General features: G+C 68.6%; 13 protein-coding genes and 1 tRNA gene. 12 read left to right on the forward strand and 2 right to left on the reverse strand.

Annotated features, from left to right (window positions below; translation table 11 throughout):
• Positions 1–18 precede the first annotated feature (18 nt).
• Complete coding sequence (locus ABZ860_RS27345) at positions 19–1,224, reverse strand: pyridoxal phosphate-dependent aminotransferase (protein ID WP_357225277.1); 1,206 nt, start codon at positions 1,222–1,224, stop codon at positions 19–21.
• Between the two features lie 235 nt (positions 1,225–1,459).
• Between ABZ860_RS27345 and ABZ860_RS27350 the strand changes: the two genes are divergently transcribed.
• The 6 genes from ABZ860_RS27350 to ABZ860_RS27375 all read left to right on the forward strand — a co-directional run bounded on the left by ABZ860_RS27350 (position 1,460) and on the right by ABZ860_RS27375 (position 4,661).
• A tRNA-Trp gene (locus ABZ860_RS27350) sits at positions 1,460–1,532 on the forward strand.
• 75 nt (positions 1,533–1,607) lie between these two features.
• Positions 1,608–1,865, forward strand: a complete 258-nt coding sequence (secE, locus tag ABZ860_RS27355) for a preprotein translocase subunit SecE (RefSeq protein WP_030510284.1) — start codon at positions 1,608–1,610, stop codon at positions 1,863–1,865.
• A 55-nt stretch (positions 1,866–1,920) separates the two neighbouring features.
• Positions 1,921–2,703, forward strand: a complete 783-nt coding sequence (gene nusG / locus ABZ860_RS27360) for a transcription termination/antitermination protein NusG (protein ID WP_357225278.1) — start codon at positions 1,921–1,923, stop codon at positions 2,701–2,703.
• Positions 2,704–2,797: 94 nt separating this feature from the next.
• On the forward strand, positions 2,798–3,229 hold the full coding sequence (rplK, locus tag ABZ860_RS27365; protein ID WP_030510282.1) for a 50S ribosomal protein L11: 432 nt from the start codon (positions 2,798–2,800) through the stop codon (positions 3,227–3,229).
• Positions 3,230–3,300: 71 nt separating this feature from the next.
• Positions 3,301–4,014 (forward strand): 50S ribosomal protein L1, encoded by a 714-nt coding sequence (rplA, locus tag ABZ860_RS27370; protein ID WP_357225279.1) that lies wholly within the window; start codon positions 3,301–3,303, stop codon positions 4,012–4,014.
• Between the two features lie 149 nt (positions 4,015–4,163).
• The gene (locus tag ABZ860_RS27375) at positions 4,164–4,661 is read left to right on the forward strand and encodes a MarR family transcriptional regulator (RefSeq protein WP_357225281.1); all 498 of its coding nucleotides are present in this window, start codon (positions 4,164–4,166) and stop codon (positions 4,659–4,661) included.
• A gap of 108 nt (positions 4,662–4,769) precedes the next feature.
• On the opposite strand, the gene ABZ860_RS27380 is transcribed toward ABZ860_RS27375, so the two are convergent.
• Positions 4,770–5,993, reverse strand: coding sequence for an amidohydrolase family protein (locus ABZ860_RS27380; RefSeq protein ID WP_357225283.1), 1,224 nt, complete (start codon positions 5,991–5,993; stop codon positions 4,770–4,772).
• A gap of 182 nt (positions 5,994–6,175) precedes the next feature.
• On the opposite strand from ABZ860_RS27380, the gene ABZ860_RS27385 reads away from it, so the two are divergent.
• The 6 genes from ABZ860_RS27385 to ABZ860_RS27410 form a co-directional block, all read left to right on the forward strand.
• The gene (locus tag ABZ860_RS27385) at positions 6,176–7,033 is read left to right on the forward strand and encodes a DUF1396 domain-containing protein (RefSeq protein ID WP_357225286.1); all 858 of its coding nucleotides are present in this window, start codon (positions 6,176–6,178) and stop codon (positions 7,031–7,033) included.
• Positions 7,034–7,257: 224 nt separating this feature from the next.
• Positions 7,258–7,782 (forward strand): 50S ribosomal protein L10, encoded by a 525-nt coding sequence (rplJ, locus tag ABZ860_RS27390; protein ID WP_079319155.1) that lies wholly within the window; start codon positions 7,258–7,260, stop codon positions 7,780–7,782.
• Positions 7,783–7,860: 78 nt separating this feature from the next.
• On the forward strand, positions 7,861–8,256 hold the full coding sequence (gene rplL, locus ABZ860_RS27395) for a 50S ribosomal protein L7/L12 (RefSeq protein WP_079319156.1): 396 nt from the start codon (positions 7,861–7,863) through the stop codon (positions 8,254–8,256).
• Between the two features lie 193 nt (positions 8,257–8,449).
• Entirely contained in the window at positions 8,450–8,938 is a 489-nt protein-coding gene (locus ABZ860_RS27400) for a hypothetical protein (RefSeq protein WP_357225287.1), read from the forward strand.
• Positions 8,935–9,441 carry a hypothetical protein gene (locus ABZ860_RS27405; RefSeq protein WP_357225290.1) on the forward strand — a complete coding sequence of 169 codons (507 nt, stop codon included), beginning with the start codon at positions 8,935–8,937 and terminating at the stop codon, positions 9,439–9,441. Before ABZ860_RS27400 ends, ABZ860_RS27405 begins: the two co-directional genes overlap by 4 nt.
• Before the next feature lie 420 nt (positions 9,442–9,861).
• Positions 9,862–10,096 (forward strand): hypothetical protein (locus ABZ860_RS27410; protein WP_357225291.1); only part of this gene is annotated, 235 nt, incomplete at its 3' end.

A 10,096-nucleotide genomic window follows, 5' to 3' on the forward strand; every position in this document is an offset into this window, starting at 1 on the left:
CTCAGCGTGCCTCGGTTCTCAGTGCGCCTCGGCCAGGAGCTTGGTCACCCGGCTGACGCCCTCGACCAGGTCGTCGTCGCCCAGCGCGTACGACAGGCGGAAGTAGCCCGGGGTGCCGAACGCCTCGCCGGGCACCAGCGCGACCTCGGCCTCCTCCAGGATGAGCTCGGCCAGCTCGGCCGAGGTCTGCGGGCGCTTGCCGCGGATCTCCTTGCCCAGCAGCGCCTTGACCGACGGGTACGCGTAGAACGCGCCGAACGGCTCGGGGCAGACCACGCCGGGGATCTCGTTGAGCATCCGGACCATGGTCTGGCGGCGCCGGTCGAACGCCGCGCGCATCTGGGCGACGGCCGACAGGTCGCCGGAGACGGCCGCGAGCGCGGCGGCCTGGGCGACGTTGGAGACGTTCGAGGTGGCGTGGGACTGCAGGTTCGTCGCCGCCTTGACCACGTCGGACGGGCCGATCAGCCAGCCCACCCGCCAGCCGGTCATCGCGTACGTCTTGGCCACGCCGTTCAGCACGACGACCCGGTCGCGCAGTTCGGGCACGGCGGTGGCGATGCTGGAGAACGTCGTCTCGCCATAGACCAGGTGCTCGTAGATCTCGTCGGTCACGACCCACAGACCCTTGTCCAGCGCCCAGCGGCCGATCTCCTCGACCTGGGCGGGGGAGTAGACGGCCCCCGTCGGGTTGGACGGCGAGACGAACAGCAGGACCTTGGTGCGGTCGGTCAGCTTCTCCTCGAGCTGCTCGACCGAGGCCAGGTAGCCGGTCGTCTCGTCGGTGACCACGTCGACCTGGACGCCGCCCGCGAGCTTGATCGCCTCCGGGTACGTCGTCCAGTAGGGCGCCACGACCAGGACCTCGTCACCCGGGTCGAGCAGCGTGGCGAACGCCTCGTAGACCGCCTGCTTGCCGCCGTTCGTCACCAGGACCTGGGCGGCCTCGACCTGGAACCCGCTGTCCCGCAGCGTCTTGTCGGCGATCGCCTGCTTGAGCTCGGGCAGACCCCCGGCGGGCGTGTACTTGTGGAACCTGGGGTTCCGGCACGCCTCGACGGCCGCCTCGACGATGTAGTCGGGCGTGGGGAAGTCGGGCTCGCCGGCGCCGAAGCCGATGACCGGACGACCGGCCGCCTTCATCGCCTTGGCCTTGGCGTCCACGGCCAGAGTCGCGGACTCGGAGATCGCGGAAATACGTGCGGAGATGCGAGGTCGGGTCATGCCTCCATCGTTCCAGACGCGCCGCGCGGTTTCGTCTCCATATCCAGGATGCGGACGGGTTCGCACGGTAGCTTTAGACCGCACAGGAACGGCACCCGGGCCGCCTCCGGGCGGTGCGGCGACCATGTGGTTCGACGGAGTGGTGAATCCCGCGTACACTTCACCGACTAGTGGGCCACGTGAACGGCGCGACGGACGCTTCTACGCGTTTCTCGGGTATCGTGGTGCACGGCTTAGGGCACTAGCGCAATTGGTAGCGCACCGGTCTCCAAAACCGGCGGTTGGGGGTTCGAGTCCCTCGTGCCCTGCGGAGTGCGGTCCGCGCAACAATGGCGTGAAAGCGCGCCGCAACTGCGACGGACACGACGGATCAGGTGAGGACTGTGGCGATTGATACCCGCGGTGAAACCGCTGGCAAGCCAGGCAAGCCGACCAGTGAGAAGAAGGCAAAGCGCACCTCGCCCGCTCTGTTCTACCGGCAGGTCGTCGCCGAGCTGCGCAAGGTCATCTGGCCCAGGCGCAATGACCTGATCTCGTACACCGTAGTTGTCCTGGTCTTCGTTGTGATCATGGTTGGGCTCGTGTTCGGGATCGATACGCTGCTGGGTAAGGCAGTGCTCTGGCTCTTCGGCGGATCCTGATCCCGCCCGAGGCGTCGTAGCACGTCAAGACACCAAGCGAAGAAGGAAGAGTCCCGTGTCCGAGTCCCCGATGCCGGCCGACCGCTCCCATGACGAGCATGACGAGTGGGGCACCGAGCAGGACGAGGCCGTAGCAGAGGTCGAGGAGACCGAGGAGACCACGGTCGCCGACTCAGACGGCGGTGACGGCGGCGAAGACTCGGCCGAGGCCGCCGCGCAGGTCGACGAGGACGGTGACGTCCTCCCGGATGTCGACCCGGTCGAAGAGTTCAAGCGTCAGCTTCGCGGTCAGTTCGGCGAGTGGTACGTGATCCACTCGTACGCCGGTTACGAGAACCGCGTGAAGCAGAACATCGAGAGCCGTATCGGGTCCCTCAACATGGAGGACTTCATCTTCCAGGTCGAGGTGCCGACCCACACGATCACGGAGTTCAAGGGCGGCAAGAAGACTCCGATCAAGGAGCGCGTGCTTCCCGGCTACGTCCTGGTCCGGATGGACCTGACCGACGAGTCCTGGGCCGCGGTGCGCAACACGCCCGGTGTGACCGGCTTCGTCGGCCTGTCCAACAAGCCGAGCCCGCTGAACCTCGACGAGGTCGCCAAGCTGCTCGCCCCGGAGCCTTCCGAGGAAGTCAAGAAGGCCGCGACCAAGACCACCACCGCGACCGTCGACTTCGAGGTCGGCGAGTCCGTCACGGTCATGGACGGGCCGTTCGCCACGCTGCCGGCCACGGTCAGCGAGATCAGCGCCGAGTCGCAGAAGCTCAAGGTCCTCGTCTCGATCTTCGGTCGGGAGACCCCGGTCGAGCTGTCGTTCAACCAGGTCTCGAAGATCTGACCGCCTCGCGTAGACTCGATAGCCGTCCTCACGCACGCCCTGCTTCGGCGTGCCTGTGAGGCTTTTGTAGGACAAAGGACCCGGAGAAGGACTAATGCCTCCAAAGAAGAAAGTCGCGGCCCTGGTGAAGGTCCAGCTTCCCGCTGGACAGGCCACTCCCGCGCCGCCGGTCGGTACCGCGCTCGGTCCGCACGGCGTCAACATCATGGACTTCGTCAAGCAGTACAACGCGGCGACGGAGGCCCAGCGGGGCAACATCATCCCCGTCGAGATCACCATCTTCGAAGACCGCACCTTCACCTTCATCACGAAGACGCCGCCGGCGCCCGAGCTGATCAAGAAGGCCGCTGGTCTGCAGAAGGGCAGCGCGAACCCGCACAAGGACAAGGTGGGCAAGCTGACCCGCGAGCAGCTTCGCCAGATCGCCGAGACCAAGATGCAGGACCTCAACGCGAACGACGTCGAGGCCGCCGAGAAGATCATCGCCGGCACCGCCCGCTCCATGGGCATCACCATCGCCGACTGACTCTCAGCGGTGACCAACGCAGTGGGAGGGCTGGCGCAGGCCCGGACCACGATCTCCACGAGGAGTATGAAGTGAAGCGCAGCAAGAACTGGAAGAACGCGGCGGCCGAGGTCGACCGCGCGGCCCTGTACGCCCCGCTCGAGGGTGTGCGGCTGGCCAAGAAGACCGCGACCACGAAGTTCGACGCGACCGTCGAGGTCGCCCTGCGGCTGGGCGTCGACCCGCGCAAGGCCGACCAGATGGTCCGCGGCACCGTCAACCTCCCGCACGGCACCGGCAAGACCGCCCGGGTCCTGGTCTTCGCGACCGGTGACCGTGCCGAGGAGGCCCGCGCGGCGGGCGCCGACATCGTCGGCTCCGACGAGCTGATCGACGAGGTGTCCAAGGGCCGTCTCGACTTCGACGCGGTCGTCGCCACCCCGGACATGATGGGCAAGGTCGGTCGTCTGGGCCGCGTGCTCGGCCCCCGCGGCCTCATGCCGAACCCCAAGACCGGCACCGTCACGCCCGACGTGGCCAAGGCCGTCAGCGACATCAAGGGCGGAAAGATCGAGTTCCGGGTCGACCGGCACGCGAACCTGCACTTCATCATCGGCAAGGCGTCCTTCGACGACCGTCAGCTCGTGGAGAACTACGCCGCGGCGCTGGACGAGGTGCTGCGTCTCAAGCCGTCGGCGGCCAAGGGCCGTTACCTCAAGAAGGTCACCTTCACCACGTCCATGGGCCCGGGCATCCCGGTCGACCCGAACGTGACGCGGGGGATGACCGCCGAGATCGACGCCTGAGCCGTCACCCCGGCCGATACGACGACGGAAGCCCCCGCCCTTTCCGGGCGGGGGCTTCCGCGTGTCTTGGACGGATCGCGAGGCTTCCGTGCGTCTTCCGATGGCTTTCGTACGTCTACCGATGATCAGACGGCGAATACACTCGGCGCGTGACCGAAGAGCGCAGGGATTCCGTCGATCACATCCTCGGCCAGTGGCGGCGCGAGCGGCCCGACCTGGACCTGTCGGCCATGGGGATCTTCGGTCGCATCGCGCAGGTCACGCGGGTGGTTGAGGGAAGGGTCGAGGAGGTCCTCGACCGGCACGGCCTGCGCCCGGGGGACTTCGACGTGCTGGCCGCGCTACGCCGTTCCGGCCCGCCGTACACGCTGATTCCGTCCGAGCTGTCGGACATGGTGATGATGTCGCGCGCCGGCATGACCAGCCGGCTCGACCGGCTGGAGGCCGCCGGACTGGTCGAGCGCAGTCTCGATCCGGCCGACCGGCGCAGCTTCAAGATCGCACTGTCGGAGAAGGGGCGCGAGGTCATCGACGCGACGATGACCGACCACGCGGCGAACCTCGCCCGGCTCTCCTCGGGACTTGCCCCGCAGGACGCCGCCACGCTCGACCGGTTGCTGCGCGAGCTGCTCGCGTCGCTGGCCTGACACGCGTGCCGGCTCGTCGGCGTCCGGGCGGCGCCGCGGGCTCGGGCATGCCGTACGGGGCCCTCGGGACCCGCAACGCGAACGCAGGCGGCATGCCCGTGCCCAAGGTCATCGCGGCTCGTGGGCCAGTCGGACGCCGCGGCGCCAGACACCCGCGATCGCGCGGGTGGCGGTGATGTCGCGGGTCGGGTCGCCGTCCACCAGCAGCAGGTCGGCACGCATGCCCGGTGCGATCCGCCCCCGGTCGTGGAGCCCGAAGTGCCGGGCGGGGACGCTGGTGGCCGCCGCCAGCGCCTCCTCGGGCGTGAGACCGGCCTCGGTGAGGAGCGGCAGTTCGCGATGCATGCTCGCGCCGTGCAGCGGGGCGAAGAAGTTCGCGTCGGTGCCCGCCAGCAGGGGCACGCCCGCGCGGTGCAGGGCCAGGGCCGCGTGCGCGGCGTTCACCACGCCCTGGGGGTGCACGGGCACGGCGCCGGGGTCGTCGCGGACGGCCGCCCGCGCGTGGTCGGGCAGCCTTGAGGCGACCCGCTCGTCCCGGACGAGTTCCGCCCCGCCCGTGCCGCCGGTGATCACCTCGATGTAGCTCAGCGTGCTGACCACGAACACCCCGTTGGCGGCGGCCTGCGCCGCCAGCTTCTCGACGGCGGGATCACCGGGCGGGGCATCGTGGACGACGTGCGCCAGGCCGTCGGCTCCTGCCTCGATCGCGACGGCGGCGTCTCGCACGGTCGCCACGTGGGCGATGGCCGCCAGGCCCGCCGCGTGCCCGGCCTCGACGAGCGCGGCGACGACATCCGGGCTGAGAGCCGGCAGGTCGAGCCCTGCCGCCGAGCCGTCGTCCACGACGATTTTCAGGTAGTCGATGCCCTCCGCCAGCCGGGCCTCGACGAACGCCTTCGCCTGCCCGGCGTCGGCGATCGTGTCGAAGGGGCCCACGGCGTCGCCGAGGTGGGCGACGGCCGCGGCCTCGGCGGTCATGATCTGGCTGGGGTGGCCGTTCGGTGCGGTCGCCAGGACGCCGGCGCTGCGCAGGTCTGCCACGTCGTCCCGTTCGGCGGCGAGCCTCCGCTGCCTGGCGAGGTTGGACGGCAGACAGAACATGTCGAGCTCCGTCGTCACCCCGAAGGCCAGCGCCTGGGCGAGCATGCCGTCGGAGACGTGGGTGTGCGCGTCGATCAGGCCGGGGAGGAGCGTCCTGCCCGTTCCGTCGATCTCGACGTCCACGCGTCGTCCGTCGTACTCGGCGACGAGGCCGTCCTCGACGAGCACGTTCGCCCGGGGGACCGTCCGTTCGCCGTCGAAGACGCGCACGTCCCGAATCAGGGTCCGCATGTCTGCTCTCTCTTTCCGTTCGATGTCAGATAGTACGAAGGCTAACTATCGTGCGTCAAACTACCGGGATTGTGCAGGGATTGTGTAGGGCTGATGGCGGTTTGCCCGGCTCGAACGCGCTCGTGGCGTTAGGCGCATAGGGTCAAGGGCAGGTAAAAGGGGGACACGAAGGGATGGACACAATGCGACGACTACTGGTGGCCGCGGGGGCGGCGGCCGCGATCACGGTCGCGGGATGCGGGACGACCGCGACTCCGTCTCTCCAGAACGCCCAGCTCTCGGCGGCCGAGGTCATTCAGCAGACCGCGCAGAAGGCCGACGACGTCAACACCTATGCCGCGGACCTCGTGGTGAACGTCACCGACGCCAAGGGCGGTCAGGGAGGGGTCGTGCAGGGCACGATGCTCTACCAGAAGACCCCGCAGATCGCCTCCGACATCAACCTCAGCCAGGTGGCGTTCAACGGGCAGAACGTGCCCGGCGGCGTGCGGGTGATCGTCCAGGGCGACGTGGCGTACGTGAAGCTCGACATGCTCAAGACCCTGGTGGGCGCCACCAAGCCGTGGATCAGGCTCGACCTGAAGCAGCTCGGCTCGCAGGCCGGTGTGAACATCGACCAGTACCTCGCCCAGGCCCAGCAGTTCGACCTGAAGACGAGCGTCGCCATGCTCACGGCGTCCAAGGACGTCAAGTCGGTGGGCAGCGAGCAGGTCGGCGGGGTGGACACGACCCACTACTCGGGCTCGTTCCCGGTGGACGAGGCGGTCAAGCAGCTTCCCCAGGACCAGCGCGGTCGCATGCAGGGCGAGCTCGCCGACGCCAAGGACGTCAAGTTCGACGCCTGGATCGACGCCCAGGGCCTGCCGCGCAAGGTCGAGCTGAACGGCGGCAAGCCGGACGCCGGCACGTTCAAGGCCACGGCGATGTTCAAGTCGTTCAATGAGCCGGTCTCGATCGCGGCGCCGGCCGCCGACCAGGTCGGTGAGCTGCCCCAGACGCTGCCGCACACGATGCAGCAGCCGTCCGGCACCGGAAGCTGATTTGGCGTCCTGCCGGTTGACAACGTAGTCTGTCTCCTGCCGAAGACCGCCGGTCGTCGCCGGGCCTACAGCCCGGTGACCGAAGGCTCCACGTGAGTGGACGACCCGCGTAGGTGTGGAGATGCTTGAGGACGTTCCACGTCCGTCCAAGCCCCGTGCGCCTGCGCCGGGGCTTGTCTGTTTTTCTGAGGGCCTTCGCCGGCGGCACATCTGGAAGGAGGCCCATGGCGAAGGCGGAGAAGAGCGTCGCGATCGCCGAGCTCAAGAGTGAGTTCGAGGGATCCAGCGCCGCCGTTCTGACCGAATACCGCGGTCTCACCGTCGCTCAGCTCAAGCAGCTGCGCGTCTCTCTCGGTGGGAATGCGAAGTTCGCCGTGGCGAAGAACACGCTCACCAAGATCGCGGCCAACAACGCCGGGATCACCGCCCTGGACGACCTGTTCCAGGGCCCGACCGCCATCGCGTTCGTCAAGGGCGACGTCGTGGAGGCGGCCAAGGGTCTGCGTGACTTCGCCAAGGCCAACCCCCTCCTGGTGATCAAGGGCGGTGTCGTCGACGGCAAGTCGATGACCCCCGACGAGATCACGAAGCTTGCCGACCTTGAGTCCCGCGAGGTGCTCCTCGCGAAGCTGGCCGGCGCGCTGAAGGCCAAGCAGTCCCAGGCTGCCGCCACCTTCGCCGCGCTGCCCACCACGATGGCTCGACTGGCCGAGGCTCTGCGCGCCAAGCGCGAAGAGGCCGGCGAGTAGGTCCGCGCAGCGGACGGGGGAAGCGCGCACCGCGGTCCCTTTACACGTTTTTTTGCTAGACCCACTGGAGGAACAATCATGGCGAAGCTCAGCACCGACGAGCTGCTCGAGACCTTCAAGGAGATGACCCTCCTTGAGCTGTCCGAGTTCGTGAAGGTCTTCGAGGAGACCTTCGACGTCAAGGCCGCCGCTCCGGTCGCCGTCGCCGCCGCCCCGGCCGCCGGTGGCGCCGGTGCCGCCGCCGAGGAGGCCGAGGAGCAGGACGAGTTCGACGTCATCCTCGAGGCCGCCGGCGACAAGAAGATCCAGGTCATCAAGGAGATCCGCGCCCTGACGAGCCTGGGCCTCAAGGAGGCCAAGGACCTCGTGGACGGCGCTCCGAAGCCGGTCTTCGACGGCAAGGTCAACAAGGAGCAGGCCGAGAAGGCGAAGGCCGCCCTCGAGGGCGCCGGCGCCACGGTCACCGTCAAGTAAGACGGTCTCGTAACACGCTTCACCGAAGGGGCGGGTCCATCCAGGTGCCGGATGGGACCGCCCCTTTCGCATGCCCGGAGGCCGTACGGATTCCAGACCCTATGGGCAGGACGGGCCTGTTGATCTATCGTGCGGAATAGGATCCGCGCGACGTGAACGGGCCGAGACGACCGGGTGCTCAGGAGGTGCGGGGATGCGGCGCGCGCTCACCGCCGGGCTCGTTCTCCTCGTGGCCGCGCTGGCCCTGGCGGTCCACCATCTCGCCCGGGCCCGTACGGAGGCCCTCGCCGCTGCGGACGACCGCGAGATGGCCGTACGGGCCGCCGCGGCGCACGCTGTGAGCCTCATGTCGATCGACCACCGCCGCATCGACGACGACATCAAACGCGCCCTGGCGACCTCCACGGGCCCGGAGCGGGCGCAGTACGCCGCCGGGCAGGCTGCCCTGAGGGCCGCCACGCTGAAGAACAAGGCCGTCCAGACGGGCGTCCTGCGGGCCTCCGCGCTCGCCTCCTTGGCCGGCGACCGGCGCACGGCACAGGTGCTGATCGTGGGCGACGCGGTGATCCACTGGGAGGACGGCAGGAAGACCCCTCCGGAGGAGCGCTTCTTCCGCTGGCGGATGGACCTCACGAAGGCCTCGGGCCTGTGGCTGGTCTCACGGGCGGAGCTGGTGCAGTGAGGCGCCTGCTGCGGGCGCTGACCGCCCTCGTGGCGGCCGGGCTGGCCGTCGCCGCCGTGTGGCTGCTGCTCGACCTGCACCGCCTCCAGGCCGCCGAGAGGGCGTCCAGAGAGGCCCTGTCGGCCGCCCGGTCCTACGCGCCCGACATGTTGTCGTACGACTACCGTACGATCGAGCGGGACATGCTGAGGGCGGGCGCGCACGCCACCGGGCAGCTGGCGGAGCACTACCGGACGCTCGCGGAGACGCTCGGGCCGCAGGCGCGCGAACGGCGGACGGTGCAGCACGCGGTCGTGGCCGCCGCCGGCGTGGAGTCGGCGACGCCGGAAGAGGTCCGGGTGCTGCTGTTCGTGAACATGGTCACGACGCGGTCGGGCCCGGGCCAGGAGGAGCCGAAGCAGCAGGTCAGCCAGGGAAGGGCACGCCTGGTGATGGTGACGCAGGGCGACGGCTGGCGGGCCTCCCGGCTGTCCACGCTCCTGGGTGACACGCCCGCTCCCTGAGCCCGTGGCTAAATTGTTAGCAAAGAAGATGTTTAGGCAGTGCCAGGGGTTGGGTATTCAGGGCACGGCGGCGTCGACCGACGGTCAGCGTTGGGTCGTTCGCGTGACTGAGCGTTACCCGTCTCCGGTCCCGGGTAGGGACTGGATCCCCGGCGTTCGCTCGGTCCCGAGGGCGCGAAAACCCAGCGTGACGCCTGTCGGTTAGGCGAAATGTCGGCTCTCGGGCTTGACGTTTCGGCGCTGACGGGTGATGCTGCCACCAACGTGGAGCGCAGAGCGATAGCGGAGTGGACAGGTGTATGCCGATCGGCTACACTGCCCCTTTGCGCTGCCCTTTGACGACCGTCTCTCTGAGTAACTCTTAGTCCTGGTCGTCTGGCGTGCGTGTAGTCAGTCCGCGAGCCCTCGGAAGGACATCTGTTGGCAGCCTCGCGCAACGCCTCCGCCGTACCCGCCGGTCCCCGAACCGTGTCGTTCGCACGCATCGAGGAGCCGCTCGAAGTACCCGACCTTCTCGCCCTGCAGACCGAGTCCTTCGATTGGCTGCTCGGAAACGAGAAATGGAAGGGCCGGGTTGAGGCGGCTCGCCAGGCCGGGCGCAAGGACGTCCCGGCCCAGTCGGGTCTCGAAGAGATCTTCGAGGAGATCAGTCCCA

It is taken from the genome of Microbispora sp. NPDC046973 (assembly GCF_040644495.1).
Lineage (GTDB): Bacteria > Actinomycetota > Actinomycetes > Streptosporangiales > Streptosporangiaceae > Microbispora.

Coding starts and splice junctions, on each gene's coding strand:
- ABZ860_RS27345 (WP_357225277.1), bottom strand. CDS start 1,224: ATGACCCGACCTCGCATCTCCGCACGTATTTCCGCGATCTCCGAGTCC.
- rplL (WP_079319156.1), top strand. CDS start 7,861: ATGGCGAAGCTCAGCACCGACGAGCTGCTCGAGACCTTCAAGGAGATG.
- ABZ860_RS27380 (WP_357225283.1), bottom strand. CDS start 5,993: ATGCGGACCCTGATTCGGGACGTGCGCGTCTTCGACGGCGAACGGACG.
- rplJ (WP_079319155.1), top strand. CDS start 7,258: ATGGCGAAGGCGGAGAAGAGCGTCGCGATCGCCGAGCTCAAGAGTGAG.
- rplK (WP_030510282.1), top strand. CDS start 2,798: ATGCCTCCAAAGAAGAAAGTCGCGGCCCTGGTGAAGGTCCAGCTTCCC.
- ABZ860_RS27385 (WP_357225286.1), top strand. CDS start 6,176: ATGCGACGACTACTGGTGGCCGCGGGGGCGGCGGCCGCGATCACGGTC.
- ABZ860_RS27400 (WP_357225287.1), top strand. CDS start 8,450: ATGCGGCGCGCGCTCACCGCCGGGCTCGTTCTCCTCGTGGCCGCGCTG.